Raw genomic sequence first — 21,967 nt, forward strand, 5'->3', positions numbered from 1 at the left:
CTCAAAATAAAAAGCCCCCGTTGGCTTTTCAACCTCGTGAGGGCTTGGGTCGCTTGAAGGCGGAGCCTACGGAATAACGTTCCATTGGTATGAAAAGCAAAGCAATAGGCTATAGTTGGTTACACTAAACTTATTACCCCAAAAATAAAAAAGGGCAACCTAAGTTGCCCCTTATATTCGGTGAGGTCGTCTTTCGACTTCCCCTTGTTACCGATAGCCCCCACCATCGGAATACCTGATACTGTTCTATTGTACATCAATAACTCTGGAGAGCAAGTATGCGTTATCGTGTTGGTTTAGATGTAGGCACAGCGTCACTGGGTGTGGCTGCAATGTTGTTGGATAACGACAAGCAGCCCACGGATTTGGTTTGGAAACACGTCCAAATTTTCGATGAACCTCTGGAAAAAAGCCAAGCAGGGCTGAAATCTAAACAAGCAGGTCGCCGGGCGTTGCACGTATGCAACGACGGCAGATTGATAGGCGCAAAGGTAGAATCAAGCAAATAGCCGCGCATTATCCATGATAACGGCTTGATTAGCTATTCAAACGGATGTCGAAGTTGTCTGGAAAGGCAATGGCGATAGCCTTGCCTGGCTAAATTCACTCGTCTTTTCCTAGTTTCTTGGATGGTAGTTCTTTAATAATTCGGTCGAAGTCGCTGTCTTCATGGTCATGCTGGCGAATCCGGTTTAAGCTGAATTTTTCATATTCGCTTTCAGCCCAGTCTTTTGCCATGTCATGAGAGATTTTTCCGGCATGGTTCAAAATATCGCGCTCGTTCAACGTCATAAAGTCATCGAGTTTTTTGATCCAATCGGCCATAATCATTGGAATGCGGCGCATAGCCTGACCTTCGGCAAAAATCAGGTATTGTTCCACCAGATTATTCAACGCCAAAAATTCATCCTCGTTGAGATAATTCTTGGCAATCGCCACATCCTGTTTACGCACTTTCGTACCGCGCCAGTTGCTTAAACCCATATTCGGTTTATCACTATCGGCGCGGCCGTGGATGATTTCCGCCGCCGTTTTGCCCGTGATAGCCCAGTGCATTTTATTCTGTACGGTTTTGAAAAAATCCAGGCTGATTTGCAACGTCGGGTCGTAATCGATGCTGGTGGCGTAAATATCGGTGATTTTTTGATAGAAACGCCGCTCGGATGTGCGAATATCCTGAATGCGGCGGATCAGTTCATCGAAATAATCGAAGGGTTGATCCGGGTTTTTCAATCGTTCATCGTCCAGAACAAAACCTTTGACGATATATTCCTTCAGGGTTTGCGTCGCCCAGATACGAAACCGCGTTGCTACATGGCTTTTTACCCGGTAGCCCACGGAGATAATCATGTCGAGGTTGTAATGATCCAGTAAACGTTTAATCTCACGCGCCCCCTCCTTGCGAACTGTCAAGTATTTCTTGACAGTTGCCTCCGGTGTAAGCTCGCCTTCCTCATAAATATTTTGGATGTGAAGGCTGATATTTTGCTTAGTCGTCTGAAACAAATCAGCCATCTGCTGCTGCGTCAGCCAAACGGTTTCCTGTTCCAGACGCACGTCGATTTTGATTTGACCGTCCTCGACCTGGTAAACCAGAAATTGGCTGTTTTCAGGCGCAGTCTTTTTTTTCATGATTGCTCCGCAGCTTTAATCAATAGCTGTACTTGGCAATCCCAATACATCTTGATTGAACAAACGCAAAGCATCTTGTTCTTTGGTAAAAGCGGTGTAGCGCAGTTCATTGGCGCGAAGCACGAGGCTGTTGATTTCGTGCATGAGAGCTACGTCAGCAAGCAGGGGAACGGGGACTTCAGCGAGTTGGTACTGGTCAATTTCAAACACGACTGCACCATAGGTGTGGCGGCGTATCAGCGGTAACGCCCATTCAGAACTCAGCCACGCATACAAATAACCTGCCCACTCTGCGCTGGCGGGTACGGCTCTGAGTATATGCTGACTACCCGCCCAGCCTTGCCAATGCCTAGGCACAATATTCACTTTGCCTATCGTGCCGCTGCATGTAATCAAAATCATATTTTCGTCTAGCGTCAATTGTTCGGCAATGCGTTCGCCGTGATGCTTGAGGGAAAGATATTTTTCACCGCGTGGGTCGAGTTCCAGAATTTCCTTACCACCAAGAAACGGTATGCCTTGCTGCTCATCGACATAAACCCGTTTGAAACGCCCAGCTAAAATAATTTTTTGAGTAATTCGCTTATCGCCTAATGTTAAAACTTGCGCGGCATGTTGGTGTAAGTGTTGGGTGATTGCTTGTGCTAACGGGTTGTGATAATTGGCTTCAAGGCGGCGGTTTAAATCTGCGACATTCACGCTGAAACAGCGTAGCCCATTGTCACCGTTTGCTGGTGGATTCAACTCTTCAACCGCTGGCAGTTTTAGCGCGGCTTGCAACTTGGCGTGGGCTTGTTCAATCAGGGCGTTTGATTCATCACGCAACTGAAAGGATTCTGTAACGGATTGATGGATGTGGGTTTTACGTAATGCTGGCGCGTCTGGAATCGGTATATCGAGCAAATGAGCGGGTTCAATGTGTTGAATTACCGCACCGTAATTTGAAGATTGTAGAATGGCTCGACCAGAACTACTTTTCAGGTAAATATAGATGTAGCCAAGATTATGAGGTTGTTTTGGCAGAAGGCGAATCACGTCATCTGAAAAAATACCACCGATTAATGTTTTGCTGGCAATAGTGCAATTGCCTATTGTTCCAGAGCGGGTAATAAGTAAGGTATTTTCTTTAATCCTTAACGCATCAAGCTCTTTAATGTTTTTGACCGCTAAAAATTTAGTTGCAGTTGGCGCAAGTTCGTTGAGTTGTGAAGGTAAGAAAAACTTTTCGCCATATTGTTTTGATACGTAAGTACGTTTGAAACGACCAGGATAAGCACATTCATTTGTCAATTCAGCAAGCAGTATCACGCCATATTTACATTGATTGACCAATTGTTTAGCTTTTTGCGCCTCTGTCGCATAAACGCTCGCGTCCAGCCTTAAGCCGCTTTCAACAAGGCTTTGCACTGGCAAACTCACCCAGCCAAAAGACTGCGGCTTGCTGGGTGCGTCCCAAGTGACGGGAGCTTGATAAGCTGTCGTAGCTACCATGCAATACCTTCATTGCGTTTCCATTTCGCAAACACAGTAGGAACGGCGCGGGTTTGGTCATCGGATACTTTTTCAAGACGTTTGGCGGATTTTACGGTCGTTTGTCCGTCTGCGGTTTTGTCCAGTTCGGTCACGGTTTCATTGACTTCAATGAGTATTTCCGCCCCGTGTTCGTCACGTTGATAAAGATTGTTACCGCGTTTGTCGTGACCGACTTTATCAATCACCGCCATGAAAATATTGTAAGGTCGCAGTACGCGGGTGCGTTGCTCCTCGGTTTTTTCTTCCAGGGTTTTCTTTTGCAATATTAAAATGGACGTTTGCGGGCCTGTGTGCGGCTGAAAGGTGTCACCGTCTAAGTCGAGACTGGCAATTATCTTAGCTTCGCCCAATAGCCATTGGCGAATATACCCCAAACCCGGTGAGCCAAGAATAGAGTCGGGCAAGACAATCGCCATGCGTCCGCCGGGTTTGAGCAGTTGCAAACAACGTTCAATAAATAGTTGCTCAGGGGGCGAAGCAGAAAACACGGTTTTCTTTTTCCATTCGCCGTTTTTGGTTTTTTTGGGGCTTTCCCAACCATGCCCAATAGCGTACTGGTCAAGCATATATTCTTCTTTAATGACGATTTTGCTGCCAAACGGCGGATTAGTGATAATGACATCAAATAATCCAATGCTGTCTTTATTGCTTAGTTCGGCGGGGTTTATTTTCAGCGACTTAGCAAGTGATTCTTTAAAACTGGCTTCCCATAAATGCGGCGGCAATAACGAATCAGTGCGGAGAATGTTGCCGCTGCCGTCGTTGTTCATGACCATGTTCATTTTTGTGGCTTTAACCAATTCAGGGGCAATGTCAAAACCGAAAAACGAGCTTTCGGCCATTTCACTAATACGGCTTTGCAGGGCTTTCTTTTCGTCGTCGTTCCATTCGTTTTCTGGTTTACCCAAATCCTTTGCCCAGTCTTGCTTCAGTTGTGCAATAACATGGTTCATGGCAGTAACAAGGAATCCTCCCGTTCCACAGGCTGGGTCCAATATTTTTTCGTCCAGTTTTGGGTTGAGCATGGTAACCGCCATGTGCATAACATTACGCGGCGTGAAGAACTGCCCTCTATCGCCCTTTAGGTTGGAGCCGACAATTTCTTCATAAGCATGACCTTTGAGGTCAATGTCAGTCGATAAAAAACTGTAGCCTTGTAATTCAGCCACTATTTGTGCAAGGCTGCGCGGTGACAGTTTGATTCCTTCGTTGCTGTCGAAAATCTGGTTGAATTTGCTTTTTACGCGCTTGAAGATGGCTTCAATACGCTGTTTGCAAGCAATCTGCCCATCAATCGAAATGCGTTCGTTGGAAGCGACATAAAACTCAAGCGGTTTGGGAATGTTGCGTTCGTCTTCAATTTTGCAAAAGATGATTTTCAGAAACTCGAAAAAGGCGTTTTCTTTGTTAAAGCCGTCATTAACATGAATGGCTTCATGGCTACGGCGAAAGGCTAAAAATAAATTATCACCGTCTGCGCGTACTAGTTTGTTACGTTTTGGGCGGTCAATGTCTTCGGTAGAGCCTGACACATCGGGAATATCGTTGAATTCTATGAATTCAGCTTGTCCGGCGGTGTTTTTTATCCTACGCCATACTTGCCTTTGTTTGCCGTTTGTCCATAAGCCCCATTCGCAGTTAAGGCAAGCAGACATATAGCTTTTGAGTTGTTCAATACCGTCTTTTTTGTCCGACGGTGATACATTTTCTTTTTTGCATTCTACGATAACGTGAATGTTTTCTTGTGTTTGTGGGAGTTTTTCCAGATAAATGACGACATCGGCACGGGGTTTATTGCTACCTAGCTGTAAGGTCACTTCAACGCCGATCCGTTCACGCGGGTATTTCAATTCATTAACCAGGCGTTTTTCCAAGTTTTGGCGCACATATTCTTCGGGTGAGTCGTTTCTAAAATTGCCGCTAATAAAGTCGCAAATTTTGCCTTCGGGGATAGTTAAATAGTGTGGTTCGTTCATAAAGTTGAATAGGGCATCATCAAATTACGCTGGGCAAAGTTAAGGCTGTCGGTTTTGTAGTTGCAACAAACTGACATCTAGGTGTTATTGTAGTTGGGGTTGTTGCAAGTATAATGCAAATCAATACCTTAAACCACTTTAAGCAGGATTTTGCTTTATTTTCGCATTCCCACGCGCTGCGTGGGAATGCGAAACCGTACCGCTTTGTAATCGAGCGGCATGTGACACCAGGTAACACAGGTGATTTTGATGGTACGGCCCGTAAACAACTGCTCGGCTTCGTACAGCAGGCAATCAAACTGAATGGCGCGGGCTATCGCCTGCCTTCTGCCATCAATGAGAGCATTGCCAGCTTTGTGCGGGTCTTGGATGGCCGGACGGAACACCTACATTTGCCGCAGGATGTGCTGCCGCCGAAGGACAGCCCTGAATCATGGGCGTAAATGGCTGGCGTGTCATGTGGGTAATCTGCGTGTATGACTGTCCGATGACCGATGCCGAAAAACGGCACGATTACACCGTGTTCCGCCGTTGTTTGCTGCAAGAAAACTTTGTGCAACTGCAAAATTCGCTGTACGTACACCACTTTCCGACCCTGGCTGTGGGTGAAGCGACCATCTCACGGCTACGTCCTCCGCTCATCCCGAAAGGCGCACAAGTGGCATTTTTTATCTTCACCGATAAGCAATACGGCATGACCAAGGAGTATTTTGGCACAAAACCGACAAAGAAAAAGCCCAATATGCCGGAGAAAATTGAGCTTTTCTTATATCAACTTCTTTGTTAAACAACAGGTTGCGAACAACCAATCTTATCAGGTATTCCGATGGTGGGGTATCGGAACGGCCCCAAATCTACCCCCCCTGTAAACATGGATGCTCAGCACGATGGACAGGGGTTGTAACCAATGCCGTTAAATTGAAAACTCCCCCAAGCGTGACGGGGTTTGCACCCGGTCACAAATTTTTGCAATGTGGTGGAAAGATCGAAAGCGTGTCCCTTGCGGTATCCACAAAAAACGTTGTGGAAGGGATATTTGACTCGTCCGGCATTGGGATTATTAACATGGCCCTCTATATGGGTCAGCGAATAATTTGCAGGGTAATAGGCACTGTAAGGGCAGTCCATGACTGATCAGCGGTCAGTACAGGCGCTTTCAGCCTTAAACCCAGGCTCAGACAGGCTCGATCACCCAACGACAACCCATACTGATGGGTTTGTTGCCAGAGCCGTCCGGAGATTTCGGCCTCCTCGGCGGTAAAAGGCAAAATAGCCAAGCCCAAGGCTGCCAGATCTTCCTGCAGTCCATCGACATTGACACCTGCTGCAATCGACTTCTGCACAACCTCTGCCCAATTGACGCTGGAAATAACCGCTTCCGGCAGAACCGCTTCCACCCGATCATTACCTGGCTCGTCTTGCAGAAAGGCGAGCAAAGCGGAAGCGTCAAGAACCGCTGTCATTCACCTGCTTCCCGTTTCGCTTCTTCCCGCCGTTCCGCAATCAATTCATCAGCCAGACTGGTGGTTGGTTGCAGAAGGGCAAAACGACCCTTGAGACGTTGCTTAATCGTTTCAGTTTTTTCCAGGATCAAGCGCCCCTCTTCCATACGCGCAATCAGGTTATCCCCGGACTCAAAGCCGAGCGAGCGTCTGAGTGGGGCAGGTATCACCAATCGACCCTGGGGGCCGATTTGGACTTCGGTTTGTGTGATTATCTTTGGCATCATGTGAAATATTATGGCACGCCTGTATAAAATGTGCCACTTAAATACGTCTGATGACAGGGTATGCACCCATAGCCTAATGGGTTTTATTTGCCAATACAAAAACTGGAAAATATCTTGCCCAAGAGATCATCTGACGTAAATTCCCCGGTGATCTCAGCAAGTGCTTGTTGGGCTAACCGTAAGTCTTCCGCGATGAGTTCGCTGGCTTGGGTGGTTTGTAGTTGGTGTAGGGCATTTTGGACGAGTTCGTGGCTTTTCCTTAAGGCTTCAAGATGGCGGGTTCTGGCTATGAAGATGTTTTCGGTGGCATCGTTGTAGCCGACGCTTTGTTTCAGGTGTTGGATGAGTAAGTCCATACCTGCGCCAGTTTTAATCGACAGGTAGATTTGTGTACCCGCTTCCGTGTTTTTTATTTCCGGCGCGGCATTTAACAAATCTATTTTGTTGTAGACGGTTGTGATGTCCAGGCCTTCGGGGATGGAATCCAGTAAAGGTTTTGTTTCGGCATCCCTGGCATCGATAAGTAGTAACACTTTGTCGGCCTTGCGGATTTCTTCGTGGGCCCTGCGGATACCTTCTTGCTCCACAGCATGTGAGCTTTCCCTCAAGCCTGCCGTGTCAATGATATGTAATGGCATACCGTCTATTTGTATGCGTTCCCTCAGCACATCCCGCGTCGTTCCGGCTATATCGGTAACAATGGCGGCATCGTGTCCTGCAAGCACATTGAGTAGGCTTGATTTTCCTGCATTCGGCTTGCCGGCGAGCACAACCGTCATGCCATCGCGCAATAACCGTCCTTGCCGGGCGGTTTGTTGGATCACTTCCAGCCTTTTTATAAGGCTAATCAGCTGGTTTTCGACGACTCCGTCGGTTAGGAAATCTATTTCTTCATCGACAAAATCAATCGCGGCTTCGATGTAGACTCTAAGCTCGGTGAGTTCGGTAATCAGTGTGTTGATCTGGTCGGAAAATACACCTTGCATGGATCTTTGCGCTGAGCGTACAGATTGCTCCGTGCTGCTTGCTATCAAATCGGCAACGGCTTCTGCTTGGGCTAAGTCGAGCTTGTTGTTAAGAAAAGCCCGTTCGGTAAATTCCCCAGGCCTGGCAAGTCGTGCGCCCAACGCTAATACGCGCCTTAGCAGCATGTTCAAGACAACAGAGCCTCCATGTGCCTGGAGTTCGAGTACGTCTTCGCCGGTATAAGAAGCGGGGGCGGAAAAGTAGAGGGCTATCCCGGAATCGATAACGGAATTATCTGATTCCAGAAAAGCTGAGAACAACGCAGTCCTCGGCGTTAAGTTTTTTTTTATTAGCTGCGCGGCGATTTCAGTGACCAAGCCGCCTGAAATCCTGATGATACCGACACCACTGTTACCGGGTGGCGTCGCTATGGCAGCAATGGTATCTATTTGTTCAATGTCCAATATTAGCGCTAAGCTTGTGCATTGATTTTTTTGGTGATATAGGTCTGCTGGATAATGGATAAGGTATTGTTGACCACCCAGTACAAGACCAAACCAGCGGGGAAAAACAGGAAAAATACGGTAAAAACGAGCGGGAACATTTTCAATATCTTGGCCTGGACAGGGTCGATCGGCGTAGGATTGAGCCCTTGCTGAATCTTCATGGTGACACCCATGACCAGGGGCAGCACCAAAAACGGATCCATGACCGACATATCCTGTATCCACAGCATGAACGGCGCTTGCCGGAATTCAACAGTTTCGCTCAATACCCAATACAAGGACATGAATACGGGAATTTGAAACAGGATAGGTAAACAGCCGCCCAAAGGATTGACCTTTTCCCTTTTGTACATATCCATCATTTCCTTGTTGAACCGTGGCCTGTCGTCGGCAAAGCGCTCCTGCAATTCTTTTAAGCGAGGTTGTATTTTGCGCATCCTTGCCATTGATATGAAGCTGGCTTGGGTCAACGGGAACATCAACAATTTAATACAGAAAGTCACGCCAATAATCGCAAAACCCCAATTATTGGTAAAGCTATGAATTTTATTGAGCAGCCAGTAGATAGGTTTACCGATGAAGGTCAGTACGCTGTAATCTACTGTTAGCTCCAGTCCTGGCGCTATTTTTTCCATGACTGGCTGAATTTTCGGGCCTGAAAACAAGCGGGAAACGAATTGTGTTTCTGTGTTGTTGGCAACTGTCACTGGCGGAGAATAGGAGCCGATGACATAGCGTTCATCTTTTAAATGTTTGGTATAAAAGTGGTTTTCTGATTCTGCGGGCGGAATCCAGGCTGAGGCAAAATAATGCTGGATCATGGCTGCCCATCCGCCTTGAGTGGCAACGTCCAGGTTCTCTTCCACCATATCGTCAAAATTGATTTTTTGGTACTTATCTTTTTCGGTATAAACAACACCGCCATCATAGGCTCTCATACCGGCTGTCAGCATGTTGCCCTGATCTTCGTTGTTGGGTACTCGCAATAATTGGCTGTATTGCCGTCCAGACCAATCTTTTCCGCTGTTATTTTTGACGTTTTGGTTTAGCGTTATCTCGTAACTGCCGCGCTTGAAAACGAACGCTTTGGTAATAACCAGGCCGCTGTTATCCGTCCATATTAGAGGGACGGTCAGGCTATCTTGCCCGTCAGCAAGGACATAACTGCCCGCTTGGTGAGAATAAATGGTGTGATGATCTGGAGCCGGTGCATTTCCGCTAGTCGCAATCAATCCACTTTGTGCGATAAACATTTTTTCTGGGCTGCTATTAAATAGCCGCACTGGTTGGCGATTTTTTTCAGCAGCCTCTAAACCAACCAGTTTTCTCATCGCATTGACAACCGTATTATCTTTTTCTACCGGGTAAACGAGCAAATCAAGGTTCTGTATGGTTCCGCCCTGCATATCTATTTCAAGGGCAAGCACATCGGTTTTTACAGAAACAATAGCTGCGGTAGGCGCTGCTGGTAACGGTGCAGCCGTCACTTGTTGCGCGGCAACACTCGGTTGCTCAGGAGTATTGGCGGTTGTGGGTAGATCTTCTTTTACGTCCGCCACAGCAGGGTTTTCGATTTGTGCGATGGCGGGCTTGGGGCTGTAATCAATCTGCCAGGCTTGCCAGAGCAGTAACAGGATCATTGCAAATGCGATGATGAGTACAAATCGTATATTATCCATTCTTAATTATTACCAAATTTTTCCGGAACTGGATCAATGCCGCCTTCGTGAAAAGGATGGCATTTCAATAATCTTCTGACTGTCAGGTAGGAGCCTTTGATCAAGCCATGCAATTTAAGCGCCTCCATGGAATAAGTTGAGCAACTTGGATAGAAGCGGCAATTATTTCCAAGCACTGGGCTGACAAAGTATTTATAAAACTTTACGGCGGCTATCAGCATGAAGCGCATTTTGACACCAACTTAAGCCAATGTTTTTCCAAAGATTTTCTTAATGTTTCCGGCTGCGCATCCAACGCTTCCTTTCGTGCCAGCACGACTATATCAATACTGCCCATCGTTTGCTGTTGTAACCTAAAGCTTTCCCGGACAGTCCGCTTAATCACATTTCTGTGCACTGCCTTTCTAATCATTTTTTTGGCGATTGCCAAACCGATCCTGGGGCGGCCAAAATCGCTAGGTGTAGCTAACAGCGTAAAATACCGGTCTGTCGATTTGACCGGATTGGTAAAAACCTTTTTAAATTCAGCTGCTTTTTTTAATCTTAACTGCGGAGGGAAACCTTGGCTTAACCCTGTCACACAACAGTCAGCCTGACTCTTCCCTTGGCCCGTCGGGCGTTTAATACTTTACGGCCACCGACTGAAGCCATTCGTTCTCTAAAGCCGTGGGTTCTGGCACGTTTAATTTTGCTGGGTTGGTATGTTCTTTTCATTCTACAAAAACCTGATCAAATAATCGTCTATAAAAACGGATAAAAAAGCCCACGGATGATAAGATATAAGCTTAGTTATGTCAATTCTGTGAGCTTATAAGGTTATCCTGTATAGTAACCGTAGAGCTACATCTTTCAAAACCATAAAATCAACCCGTTACCAACGACCATGAATTCCATCTGGAATAACTGCCTGAGCAAGCTGGAAAACGAGATTTCCAGTTCGGAGTTTAATACCTGGATAAGACCGCTTCAGGCTATTGAAAACGAAGGGCAATTAAAACTGCTCGCACCTAACCGTTTCGTGATGGATTGGGTTAAAGAGCGCTTTTTTGCCAAAATAGAAGGGCTTATTAATGAGTTTTCCAACGGGACATTGGATCTGGTCTTGGAAATCGGTTCGAAAGTATCTTCGTTACCTGCTTATACGAAAACGGTAAAACGGACAACACCGAAAAAAGTCAGCCCCAGTTTTCTTAATAAGTCTTATAGCTTCGATAACTTTGTCGAAGGCAAGTCCAATGAATTAGCCAAGGCGGCTTCCTTTCAAGTGTCCGAGAATGTCGGCAGGGCTTATAACCCGCTGCTTATTTATGGCAGTTCCGGACTGGGTAAAACACACCTAATGCATGCGATAGGCAATGCCATTTTGAACAAGAATCTTTCTTTAAACATCGTCTATGTGCATTCAGAAAAATTTGTGCAAGATATGGTTACGGCGCTGCAACAAAATACGATCAACCTTTTCAAGGAATATTACCGTAACCTGGATGTTTTGTTGATTGACGATATCCAATTTTTTGCCAGCAAAGAACGTTCCCAAGAAGAATTTTTTCATACTTTCAATACCTTGCTTGAAAAAAAGCATCAGGTTGTGCTGACCTCCGACAAATATCCAAAGGAAATCACAAATCTGGCTGAACGGTTAAAATCCAGGTTTAGTAGCGGCCTCCCCGTAACAATTGAGCCGCCTGACATGGAAACTAGAGCCGCCATCCTAATGAAAAAAGCGGCAATGATGGACGTTGACCTTCACAGAGATGTCGCCTTTTTTATCGCCAAACGGATTCCATCCAATGTCCGTGACTTGGAAGGGGCGTTAAGGCGAGTCATTGCAAATTCCAAATTCTCTGGTCGGAAAATCGACATTGACTTCACGAAAGAAGCGTTGCACGACCTAATTTCAATGCGCGATAAGCTAGTTGACATCAACAATATCCAAAAAACGGTTGCTGAGTATTATAAAATCCGCATTGCGGATTTATCGTCAAAAAGCCGTAGGCAGGCAATTACCCGACCCAGGCAGGTAGCCATGTCTTTAGCCAGGGAACTCACCTCGCTTAGTTTTCCCGACATAGGCGATGCCTTTGGCGGCAGGGATCATACCACCGTAATTAACGCCTGCAACCGGGTTAAGGAACTCAAGGAATCGAACACCAAGGTCTCTGAAGATTATTTTAACCTGTTGAGAACCCTGTCATATTAACCAGGAATAAGTTGTGGATAAGTTGAGCAGTTTTTATTCATCTCAAGTTGTCCACCAAAGCACACAGGTAACGAAGGGCTTTACCAACAAGGTAATGAACAAAACAACGTATTGAATTATATTGATAAAAAGAAGATATCAACAGTTTTGACATAGACTAATAGTAATTATAAAGTAAAAAACTATATGAAATTTATTATTAATAGAGAAACGTTATTAACGCCTTTACAACAAATCGTAGGGGTCATTGAAAAACGGCAAACCATGCCGGTATTGGCCAATGTGCTGATGGTTGTCAGCGATGATTTTTTGACTCTTACTGGCACTGATTTGGAAATCCAAATTGTCGCTAAAGTGAATGTAACAGAATCTAGCCCTGGATCCATAACGATACCTGCCAGGAAATTACTGGATCTTTGCCGTCTACTTCCCAGCCAGTCAAACATACAACTAGAACAGCAAAATGATAAGGTTAAAGTGCTGTCGAACCGAAGCCGGTTCTCGCTGAGCTGTTTACCGGCTGAGCATTATCCTGAATTTGCTGAGTCTGATATGGATAAACAGTTCACCATTAATGCAGGTAAGTTTAAAAAAGCTTTGGAAAAAACCATTTTTTGTATGGCGAACCAGGATGTCCGTTATTATCTCAATGGCCTTTTACTGAATATTTCTAATAACAAAATGAAATTAGTGGCATCGGATGGACACCGCTTGTCCGTTTTTGAAGACCGACTGGAAGAGCCGACAGGATATGAGGCGAGGATTATTCTGCCAAGAAAAGGCGTTTTGGAGCTTTACCGCTTGTTGGATAATTTAGATACCGAAATAACGGTGATGTTTTCTAACAACAATGTCAAGATTACTATCGACCATCTGGTTTTCTCAGCGAAGCTGGTCGATGCAAAATATCCCGATTTCGGCAAAGTTTTTCAACAGGCTTTTTATGAGCCTATTTCCTTGCCAAAACAAGAGTTAAAAGAATCGTTGACCCGTGTTGCGGTTTTGTCGAACGAGAAATTTAAAGGCGTGACATTTGATATTGCGCCTGGCAGCATGAAAATCAGCACCCATAACCCGGAACATGATGAAGCTGAGGAAGATCTCAACATAGACTATCAAGGTGAGCTATTGTCTATCGCTTTTAATGCCCAATATTTACTGGATGCTGTTTCAAACCTTGATTCCGATACCGCCGTATTGACTGTCGCAAGTAATGTTAGCAGTTGTTTTATCGATGAACCCAGCCAATGTGAATATAAATTCATAGTCATGCCTATACGTCTCTAAACGTCTTGTATGGGTTTACAGAGGCTGGATATTTACAATATAAGAAATATCCGCGAACAGTCGATTAGTCCTTCGCCAGGCCTCAATTTTATTTATGGCAAAAATGCCAGCGGTAAAAGCGCATTAATCGAAGCTATTTTTCTGCTAGGCCGTGCCAAGTCATTCCGTACCTCATCCATAAAATCGGTTATCAGTTTTGAACAAGACAACTTGATTGTTTCAGCTCAAGCTATGCAAAGTAAAGGCGGTAATCTTCATTTGGGTATTCAAATGGATGGTAAAAACATTGAAATACGCATTAACCAGCAACCCAGCCAAAAACGGTCAGATTTAGCCTACGGTTTACCGTTGCAAATCATTCATCCGAAAAGTTTTGAACTCTTGGATGCAGGGGCGCAAATACGGCGTGAATTTTTGGATTGGGGAATTTTCAACCATGAAGAGAATTTTTTGTCCGTTTGGAGAAAATATAAAAGGGCATTGGCGCAGCGGAATGCCTTACTAAAAACAAGGGCTATTAGCCAGCTTTATGTTTGGAATAAAGAACTGGATAATTACGGTACAATGGTCAATGAGTATCGGCTTCAATACCTGCAAAAACTTAAACCTGTTCTCAATAAGACCATAGCTAGGTTCTTAACGCTACGTGATATAGATATTAAACTAATATCGGGTTGGGATACAGCCAGGCAACTTGATCAACTACTCATTGAAGATTTAGAAAAAGACCTACGCTATGGTTTTACCCATAGGGGCCCGCATCGAGGTGATTTTCATTTATCGATTGATAATAATCTGGCAAAAGATGTTGTCTCAAGGGGGCAGCTAAAACTGCTTGTTACCTGCCTGAAGCTTGCCCAGGTTGAACTGATTTTTAGGGAACGCGATACCTTTGGTTGTATCTTGATGGATGATTTTGCTGCGGAGCTGGATAAAGAAAACCGGGCAAAAATCCTCAACTATTTGAGCGAAATTCAATGTCAGGTGTTTATTACAGCAACTGAGGTTGATGATTTTGGTGATTTAAGATCTATAGAGAATTATAAAATGTTCCACGTGGAACAGGGAAAAGTAAGATGGATTAATGTTCCATGTGGAACATCATTGTAATATGAGGAAATTAGTAACATGAGTGACAACGATCAATATGACAGCACTAATATTCAAGTTTTAAAAGGTTTGGATGCTGTTAGGAAACGCCCAGGTATGTATATTGGCGATACCGATGATGGTTCCGGTTTGCACCACATGGTGTTCGAGGTCGTAGATAACTCCATAGATGAAGCGCTGGCAGGTTATTGCAAGGAAGTTAAAGTTATCTTACATGCCAACGGTTCAGTCACAGTCGCTGATGATGGCCGGGGTATCCCTGTCGATATTCACGAGGAAGAGGGGAGATCGGCTGCTGAAGTTATTATGACGGTGTTGCATGCGGGGGGGAAATTCGATGATAACGCCTACAAGGTATCGGGAGGTTTGCACGGTGTCGGTGTTTCGGTAGTGAATGCCTTATCTGAAGTCTTGTACCTGGAAATTCGTAAAAACGAACAACTCTACAAACAAACCTATCGTATGGGCAATCCTGTTGCGCCGTTAGCGCCTGTTGGCCCCGCGCAAGGCACAGGAACCTTAATCAACTTCACGCCCAGCTCTGAAACATTCACCAATATTGAGTTCCATTATGATATTCTCGCCAGGCGATTACGGGAATTATCTTTCCTGAATTCGGGCGTACGCATCATTTTGGAAGATGAAAATACCGATAGACGCGACGTGTTTGAATTCGAGGGTGGAATCAGTGCTTTTGTTAGCCTTCTCAACAAAAACAAAACCCCATTATTCCCAGATGTTTTTTACTTTATTGCAGAAAAAGAAGGTGTAACTGTAGAAGTCGCCATGCAGTGGAATGATTCCTATCAGGAAAATGTTTTTTGTTACACTAACAACATTCCCCAACGGGATGGCGGTACACACTTGGCTGGGTTTAGGGGAGCCTTAACGAGAACTGTAAATCAGTACATCGAGTCCAGTGGTTTAGCGAAGAAAGAAAAAGTGACAACGACGGGTGATGATGCACGGGAAGGCTTGACGGCAGTGCTATCAGTTAAAGTGCCAGACCCCAAGTTTTCATCGCAAACCAAAGACAAATTGGTTTCCTCCGAAGTCAAACCCTTGGTTGAATCAATCATGAATGAGAAACTCCAGGAATTTTTGCTGGAGAAACCAAACATAGCCAAAGTTATCGTCGGTAAGATCATAGACGCGGCGCGTGCCAGGGACGCTGCACGCAAGGCCAGGGAGATGACGCGTCGTAAAACAACGTTGGATATCGCTGGCTTGCCGGGAAAATTGGCAGACTGCCAAGAAAAAGACCCAGCCTTATCAGAACTGTTCCTGGTCGAAGGGGATTCCGCAGGCGGTTCGGCAAAACAGGGACGGGATCGCCGCACCCAAGCTATTTTGCCGCTGAAAGGTAAAATCCTTAATGTCGAAAAAGCTCGCTTCGACAAAATGATTTCCTCGGAAGAAGTGGGCACATTAATTACGGCATTGGGCTGTGGTATCGGCAAGGACGAGTACAATCTCGAAAAACTGCGTTATCACCGCATCATAATCATGACCGATGCGGATGTGGATGGATCACATATCAGGACCTTATTGCTCACGTTTTTTTATCGGCAATTACCGGAAATCGTTGAAAAAGGCTATATCTACATAGCCCAGCCGCCTTTGTACAAGGTGAAAAAAGGCAAGCAAGAACATTATGTCAAAGACGACGCCCAGTTAAGCGAATACCTTATACAACTGGCGTTAGACAAAACCCAGTTGTTCACCGATGAATCCACTCCTCCCATACAAGGGCAAGGCTTGGAAAAACTGGCTAAAGCCTATACCCAGGTAGCGAGCATTATTGACCGTTTATCAAGGCGTTATGATGATGTCTTTATTGAACAATTGACTTATTTGGAACCCTTAAGCGAACACCATAAACAAGACCAACAGCGGCTTACCGCGTGGTTTGGCAAGTTAGAACAAGGATTGAAAGTAAACGACAAAAAAGCCGAATTTGAGATTAAACTGGACTATAAAACCAGTGATGACTTTACCGCTGTCATCAACAAAAAACAGCATGGCATTACCAAAGTCTTTGTTGTGACATCCTCTTTCTTCCACAGCAAGGATTACCATAAACTAGCCCAATATGCCGAAGACACGGCAGGCTTGTTTACCGGGGCTTCCTATTTAAAAATGGGCGAAAGGCAGCACTTAGTCAGCACTTTTAAACAAGCGTTCGAATGGATGATGAAAGAAACAAAAAAAGGCCAACATATTCAACGATACAAAGGCTTAGGAGAGATGAACCCCGAGCAACTTTGGGAAACCACCTTGGATGCCAACAATCGGCGTTTGCTTCAAGTGCGGATCGAAGATGCCATCGCCGCCGACGAGATATTCACCACGCTGATGGGTGATGTAGTCGAACCCAGGCGGGATTTCATTGTTAAAAATGCCTTGGATGCGACGAATTTGGATGTTTAAGATGACCAATGTGAATTTACCATTAGTAATAATTGCAGCGACAGCTTGGGGATCAAAATCTGGAGGGATAAATTCTTTCAACATGGATTTTTCTATAGCCCTATCCTCGTTTTTAAAAGACAAATATCAAATAGTATGCCTTGTTCTAAGTGCTACTGCAGACCAGCAAAACGAAGTTGAAATAAGCCATGGGATTAAACTAATATCTCTTAATGTCGATGATTCTGATAAATTTAGACCAGAATCGGCAGATACGGCATGGCGTTTAATTGAAGATATTTGCGATGTTTCTAAAATTGAATGGTGGATTGGTCATGATGTTATTTCTGGAGGTGTGGTAAATGATTTAAAGAAAATTAGTAATCGAGGAAAATCAGCAGTCATTATGCACATGAGCTATATAGATTATTCTGGTTATAAGCACGGTGCTAGGGAAGCACAAAAAAACTTAATTTACAAAATAAGGTTTTTCGTGATGCGGATAAACATTTCGCAGTAGGGCCTTTATTGAAAGATAGCCTTTGTGACTTGTTAGCAATGGATGATGTCATAATGATAATTCCTGGGTTGCATGAAAAATTAGCTTTAAAAAAACAAAAAAGATTCGCCGTAATCACCTTTGGTCGTCTTGATCCAGAGAACGATAGAATAAAACAGGTTAAGTTAGCTGTTGCAGCTTTTTCATCAGCTATCAAATATGCAAAAGAAGATAAATCCAGACCAGAGTGTCTCCGATCAAATCCTATGTTATGGTTGTTCGGGATTAATGAATCCGGAGAAATGGAAGAGGAATTACTCAAAAAATTTGCAACGCAACAAGCAGGTCGAGCAATCAACTTGATAGCTCTTCCCTACACTGAAAAACGCGATGATCTATTTGATACCCTAAGCACATGTAGCTTAGCTTTAATGCTATCTTGGCATGAGGGTTTTGGATTAACAGGCTGGGAAGCTATTTCTTCAGAAGTCCCATTAATCATTAGTGAACAAAGCGGTCTTTTTCAGTTTATTCATAATGAGTTAGGTGGGCTAGGCACTGGATGTATTCATACTGTCCCAATTGATGGTAATTATGATGAGGATGAAGACCCAATAAATTATACCGAATCTACTTTAGAAAAAATCAGAAGTACTATTTTAGAGTGTGCACGAAATCGTGAAACGTTAAGCAAAGATGCGAAAGCTCTTAAAACACTGTTAATTGATAAGGGCTACACGTGGGCTGGATGCGCAAGAAAGTTTGCAGAAGCTCTAGGGATTTCAAAACCAATTTCTCATGGTGGAACTTTTGCACCAAGCGAAATCTTTCCTAAAGACTTTGATATTAATAAATTTACATCAATAACTCGTTCAATAGTTTGTTTAAACCAAGGAGAGTATATTCAATATTCTTTCTTAGCAGCTGAATTTCATAAAAAAATAAAAAAAGTATTGCAACAGCCCTACCTTGAGCCTCTTGACACGAGAAGAGTTGATGATCTTTGTAAGGCCTTGTCAAACTTTTTAAATAGAAACTTAGAACGGATAGCCAAGGAAAATTTTGGCACTATTAAGCAGTATTTTAAAGGTCGGCATATGATTGAGCCTAGAATTTGTGTCAAAGGTAGCCAACTTAAAGAGGGTCATGAATGGATAGTGGATATTTTTAGAGATGAAAATGTAGAGTACAAATCTGATTACAAGCTCGGTTCAAATTCTGGCTTCGTGCATGTAAAAGAAACTGGAACTTTTTTTCAGTGCCCTAACATCCCAGAAGCTATTGCTAGCGGATATTATAAAAATTTAAGGATTGATCAATCGCAAGCTAAGGAGTACTGGAAACTAACTGAGCAAGCAAAAAATTCTGATAATAATCATAACGATAATATAAAAAATGCCAACAATACAATTGATATCGAGTGGATAAAATGCTGGTGCCATGAAAAAAATGTTACGAATGAAACAAATTCAACATCATGTTATAAGTCTACACTAATAATACCGATGACATTATGGAACGTTGCGCTTGATCCTGAATTCAGGAAGTTAATAGGCACAACGGAGATTAATCGGACAATTTTTGGTTTTTTATGCTTCGATCATGTAGCTGAAAATTTTTTTCTAGCCAGTGATGTGGATTTGGGCTATATTGTTGCAGATATATTATCCAAGTATTTTATTACCAGAGCAATATATACTGATTTTTCAAAAACATACGTCAGAGCATTAGATTTGGCTGACTTAAAATAATTATGGACAATGGAGACATGAATGGCTGATCAATACGAAAGTGTAATAGCGATTAGTACAAAGCAAAATTCTTTTCCTATCACACGAAGTAATCATCTGGTTCATATAGACAACGGGCTAATAGAGTATACAACCAAAACCCGTAGTGATCTTAACCGTAGAAATGACAATTGTCGTCTTACGGAAGAAGAGCGTAAATTATTAGTTAACAGTTAGAAAGTTGATAGACCAAAGCAAGTAAATGTAGCTCCGATTATTGCGGGTTTCCATGTATTTCATCTTGGGCTACCTCAGTTTTAAATTCGACACCCTCTTACCAAATTATTTTCTAATCAGCGTAATCAACTGAGCTTTATCATCAATATTACCTGATAACGCCCCAAAACGCCCATCCCTAACAACATTTTTCTCCTAACAGTTGGTCTGCACTGTTGAGAAAAACAGGTGCTAATTTACACTGTAACTACTTTTCTGATAAACATCAGCAATTCCCCGCCCGTTCCACACATAACAAAAGTGTGGGCCTTGTCGCACCGAGGACAACACGCAAGGCCTGAATAGGGCGACGCATTTTCCGCCTGAAAACCGTACGCTATCGTAGACGATGCCGTTAGAACCGGAATTGCGCAATGTTTTCGCCATTGCCTGTGCAGGGGCATAATGGCTTGGGTCGGGATCGTATATATCGGGGATTTCCCCCTGCCTGTTTCGGATGTCATGCAAATCAGCGGTCAGGTCGGAAGCGTAGCTCCGTATATCTATTTCGATGGGCGGCTCATTCGTCGCCGCTAAAAACAGGGTGCGGTGGAAACGGGTCTCGGCGATTGCGGTATCGAGGGTGTTGGCGGCATAATAAACGCCATAGCCGCCATCCGTGAACCGGCTGCCTTCTGGATTTAGATGGGTGAAGGCGGCCATGATGGGCGTGGTTCCCGAGCCTGAAATACGGTCTTCAGGCAACACGAGGGTAATGTCACCCGCTTCATCCCGTAACCGGTCGTTAGTGAGTCCTTCGATTGCAAATACGATATCGAGGTCTTCGGGGTCGGCGACACGGTCAAATAAGCCGATGGGCGGAAACCTGCTGGGGATCAATCGCCAACAGGGTTGCCAGTTTACATGGCTTACCGTCGGCGTAAAAGTCATGACCAGCCGCGCTGGCCATCGAGATATTGCCTTACCACATATAGGTCGGCGACATGGCCTGTCAGCATGCGTTCGAGTGCAGATTTACCTTGAAAGGGTAACGCCGAATTGGGACGTTTTATCCACTGATCGGCTGAATCGATATTGGGTAACAAGATCTGCAATGCCTTATAGATGCCAAAAATATAAGAAAGCCGCTCTAGCTTATCTGAGGTCAGCTTCGCCGATTCAGGATTTTTCTTCCATTTAAAATAAGTGCTCCGAGAATCCAACCCTAATAAGGTCATCGCTTCGTCAACATTCAGTTTCCATGTGTTCACGATATTAAAATAAGTCCGTAAGGCGCTTTTTGAAACCTTGGCGCTATCAGGTTGGAGTTGGGTGTGTGCAAGCGATAACATGTCTAAACCTCCTGGCATAGTGTATGTAAAAATTGTAGTCTATTTATACATATTTATTATAATAAGTATATATATAGACTTAAAAATTATCAAATTTATTCACTTCCTGACCTAAAGTCCCATCAGGCAAATCTTTTCCATTTGGAGATGGCATCATATGAGAACTTGTTGGGATTGGTATAATGCCTTTATCTCAATGAACAAATCGCTCAACTTATGTGGATTCAAAAGGAAATAACGCTTAAACCTCGATCAAGAGGCTTTCATTTAGTCACAGAAGAAATATTAAGTCAGCTCCCAGATTTAAGGAGCATCAAAATTGGAGTGATGAATGTCTTTATAAAGCATACCTCAGCTTCATTGACGATAAATGAGAATGCCGCTCCAGAAGTTCGCTTGGACTTTGAGAGTTATTTCAATCACACTGTGCCTGAAAATGAGCCTTATTACAGGCATCTTGACGAAGGTTCAGATGATTTACCAGCACATCTTAAATCAAGTATTTTGGGCTGTAGCTTGAATATTCCGGTCACAAGCGGTCGGCCAAATCTCGGTATTTGGCAAGGAATATACTTTTGTGAACATCGGAATTACGGGGGTAGCAGGGTAATTGTGGTAACGATAAATGGGGAATAAACTAAAAAAATAGGGACATTAAGGAATTCAATTGATCCATTATTGCCATGCCATAATCGGTTCATTTTAATATTTCAGTTAGAGACAGCCACTTCCTAATACCTAATACAATGCGGCAAAAACAAACCGACCGGCATAATTAATGTTGCCACCATTTATCCGCAGTCAGTTTTGAAACTGTCGCCAAGGCTTGCGAAGCAAAATATGTCCTCGGTTTGTCCGCAACCTTGACTCGCAAAGATGGACGCCATCCGATTGTTTTCATGCAGTGCGGCCCTGTGCGTTATCATGTCAACCCAAAACAACAGCCCATTCATGAAATATATCAAGCCTTGGTTAATGACGGGCAACGCAATCGCTTAATTTGTAAGAATATTTACCGTTGTTTACAGTATTCAGGAGAATACTGCAAATGAACATCCATAAACGGACACGACTCACTTTACTTGACCGCCAAGAAATCTGGCGGCTTTACCAAACCCGAAGCTGGAAAGTGACCCACTTGGC

At 44.0% G+C, this 21,967-nt stretch carries 20 protein-coding genes and 1 pseudogene; 9 read left to right on the top strand and 12 right to left on the bottom strand.

The genetic code is table 11. The features are described 5' to 3' along the window. Window positions 1-278 precede the first annotated feature (278 nt). A complete protein-coding gene (locus tag ACLQ6D_RS05335; RefSeq protein ID WP_411726251.1) occupies window positions 279-509 on the top strand; it encodes a hypothetical protein in 231 nt (76 codons plus the stop codon). Between the two features lie 94 nt (window positions 510-603). Here the strand turns inward: ACLQ6D_RS05335 and ACLQ6D_RS05340 are convergent, their stop codons facing one another. The 3 genes from ACLQ6D_RS05340 to ACLQ6D_RS05350 are packed head-to-tail and all read right to left on the bottom strand — an operon-like array spanning window position 604 to window position 5,141. Then, on the bottom strand, window positions 604-1,632 hold the full coding sequence (locus ACLQ6D_RS05340; protein WP_411726252.1) for a virulence RhuM family protein: 1,029 nt from the start codon (window positions 1,630-1,632) through the stop codon (window positions 604-606). Between the two features lie 15 nt (window positions 1,633-1,647). Further along, window positions 1,648-3,123, bottom strand: coding sequence for a hypothetical protein (locus tag ACLQ6D_RS05345; protein WP_411726253.1), 1,476 nt, complete (start codon window positions 3,121-3,123; stop codon window positions 1,648-1,650). Further along, entirely contained in the window at window positions 3,117-5,141 is a 2,025-nt protein-coding gene (locus tag ACLQ6D_RS05350; protein ID WP_411726254.1) for an N-6 DNA methylase, read from the bottom strand. The genes ACLQ6D_RS05345 and ACLQ6D_RS05350 overlap by 7 nt, the downstream gene beginning before the upstream one ends. 113 nt (window positions 5,142-5,254) lie before the next feature. Here ACLQ6D_RS05350 and ACLQ6D_RS05355 point away from each other — a divergent pair, with 113 nt between their 5' ends. Both ACLQ6D_RS05355 and cas2 read left to right on the top strand, forming a co-directional pair. Continuing rightward, window positions 5,255-5,584, top strand: a complete 330-nt coding sequence (locus ACLQ6D_RS05355; protein WP_411726255.1) for a hypothetical protein — start codon at window positions 5,255-5,257, stop codon at window positions 5,582-5,584. After that, window positions 5,575-5,928: a CRISPR-associated endonuclease Cas2 gene (gene cas2, locus ACLQ6D_RS05360; RefSeq protein ID WP_411726256.1), complete on the top strand. Its 354-nt coding sequence runs from the start codon at window positions 5,575-5,577 to the stop codon at window positions 5,926-5,928. Before ACLQ6D_RS05355 ends, cas2 begins: the two co-directional genes overlap by 10 nt. 295 nt (window positions 5,929-6,223) lie before the next feature. Here the strand turns inward: cas2 and ACLQ6D_RS05365 are convergent, their stop codons facing one another. The 7 genes from ACLQ6D_RS05365 to rpmH form a co-directional block, all read right to left on the bottom strand. Next, window positions 6,224-6,604, bottom strand: coding sequence for a type II toxin-antitoxin system VapC family toxin (locus ACLQ6D_RS05365; protein WP_411726257.1), 381 nt, complete (start codon window positions 6,602-6,604; stop codon window positions 6,224-6,226). After that, window positions 6,601-6,870 (bottom strand): AbrB/MazE/SpoVT family DNA-binding domain-containing protein, encoded by a 270-nt coding sequence (locus ACLQ6D_RS05370; protein WP_411726258.1) that lies wholly within the window; start codon window positions 6,868-6,870, stop codon window positions 6,601-6,603. Before ACLQ6D_RS05370 ends, ACLQ6D_RS05365 begins: the two co-directional genes overlap by 4 nt. An 83-nt stretch (window positions 6,871-6,953) precedes the next feature. Beyond that, window positions 6,954-8,300, bottom strand: coding sequence for a tRNA uridine-5-carboxymethylaminomethyl(34) synthesis GTPase MnmE (mnmE, locus tag ACLQ6D_RS05375; protein ID WP_411726259.1), 1,347 nt, complete (start codon window positions 8,298-8,300; stop codon window positions 6,954-6,956). 8 nt (window positions 8,301-8,308) lie between these two features. Then, window positions 8,309-10,021: a membrane protein insertase YidC gene (gene yidC, locus ACLQ6D_RS05380; RefSeq protein WP_411726260.1), complete on the bottom strand. Its 1,713-nt coding sequence runs from the start codon at window positions 10,019-10,021 to the stop codon at window positions 8,309-8,311. Window positions 10,022-10,023: 2 nt separating this feature from the next. Further along, window positions 10,024-10,251 carry a membrane protein insertion efficiency factor YidD gene (gene yidD / locus ACLQ6D_RS05385; RefSeq protein WP_411726261.1) on the bottom strand — a complete coding sequence of 76 codons (228 nt, stop codon included), beginning with the start codon at window positions 10,249-10,251 and terminating at the stop codon, window positions 10,024-10,026. Continuing rightward, window positions 10,236-10,601: a ribonuclease P protein component gene (gene rnpA / locus ACLQ6D_RS05390; protein ID WP_411726262.1), complete on the bottom strand. Its 366-nt coding sequence runs from the start codon at window positions 10,599-10,601 to the stop codon at window positions 10,236-10,238. Before rnpA ends, yidD begins: the two co-directional genes overlap by 16 nt. After that, a complete protein-coding gene (gene rpmH / locus ACLQ6D_RS05395) occupies window positions 10,598-10,735 on the bottom strand; it encodes a 50S ribosomal protein L34 (protein ID WP_411726263.1) in 138 nt (45 codons plus the stop codon). The genes rnpA and rpmH overlap by 4 nt, the downstream gene beginning before the upstream one ends. A gap of 169 nt (window positions 10,736-10,904) precedes the next feature. On the opposite strand from rpmH, the gene dnaA reads away from it, so the two are divergent. The 5 genes and pseudogenes from dnaA to ACLQ6D_RS05420 all read left to right on the top strand — a co-directional run bounded on the left by dnaA (window position 10,905) and on the right by ACLQ6D_RS05420 (window position 19,277). Further along, a complete protein-coding gene (dnaA, locus tag ACLQ6D_RS05400) occupies window positions 10,905-12,221 on the top strand; it encodes a chromosomal replication initiator protein DnaA (RefSeq protein WP_411726264.1) in 1,317 nt (438 codons plus the stop codon). 186 nt (window positions 12,222-12,407) lie between these two features. Then, window positions 12,408-13,508, top strand: a complete 1,101-nt coding sequence (dnaN, locus tag ACLQ6D_RS05405) for a DNA polymerase III subunit beta (RefSeq protein WP_411726265.1) — start codon at window positions 12,408-12,410, stop codon at window positions 13,506-13,508. Between the two features lie 9 nt (window positions 13,509-13,517). Continuing rightward, the gene (gene recF / locus ACLQ6D_RS05410) at window positions 13,518-14,618 is read left to right on the top strand and encodes a DNA replication/repair protein RecF (protein ID WP_411726266.1); all 1,101 of its coding nucleotides are present in this window, start codon (window positions 13,518-13,520) and stop codon (window positions 14,616-14,618) included. 18 nt (window positions 14,619-14,636) lie between these two features. Continuing rightward, the gene (gene gyrB / locus ACLQ6D_RS05415) at window positions 14,637-17,048 is read left to right on the top strand and encodes a DNA topoisomerase (ATP-hydrolyzing) subunit B (protein WP_411726267.1); all 2,412 of its coding nucleotides are present in this window, start codon (window positions 14,637-14,639) and stop codon (window positions 17,046-17,048) included. 82 nt (window positions 17,049-17,130) lie between these two features. Beyond that, a pseudogene (locus ACLQ6D_RS05420) lies at window positions 17,131-19,277 on the top strand (glycosyltransferase). Window positions 19,278-19,724: 447 nt separating this feature from the next. On the opposite strand, the gene ACLQ6D_RS05425 reads toward ACLQ6D_RS05420, so the two are convergent. Beyond that, entirely contained in the window at window positions 19,725-20,423 is a 699-nt protein-coding gene (locus ACLQ6D_RS05425; protein WP_411726268.1) for an RES family NAD+ phosphorylase, read from the bottom strand. Then, window positions 20,420-20,824 (bottom strand): antitoxin Xre-like helix-turn-helix domain-containing protein, encoded by a 405-nt coding sequence (locus ACLQ6D_RS05430; RefSeq protein ID WP_411726269.1) that lies wholly within the window; start codon window positions 20,822-20,824, stop codon window positions 20,420-20,422. Before ACLQ6D_RS05430 ends, ACLQ6D_RS05425 begins: the two co-directional genes overlap by 4 nt. Window positions 20,825-21,040: 216 nt before the next feature. Here ACLQ6D_RS05430 and ACLQ6D_RS05435 point away from each other — a divergent pair, with 216 nt between their 5' ends. Continuing rightward, window positions 21,041-21,460, top strand: a complete 420-nt coding sequence (locus ACLQ6D_RS05435; protein WP_411726270.1) for a secondary thiamine-phosphate synthase enzyme YjbQ — start codon at window positions 21,041-21,043, stop codon at window positions 21,458-21,460. Window positions 21,461-21,967: the final 507 nt, after the last annotated feature.

Source organism: Methyloglobulus sp. (assembly GCF_046714055.1).
Classification (GTDB): Bacteria; Pseudomonadota; Gammaproteobacteria; order Methylococcales; family Methylomonadaceae; genus Methyloglobulus.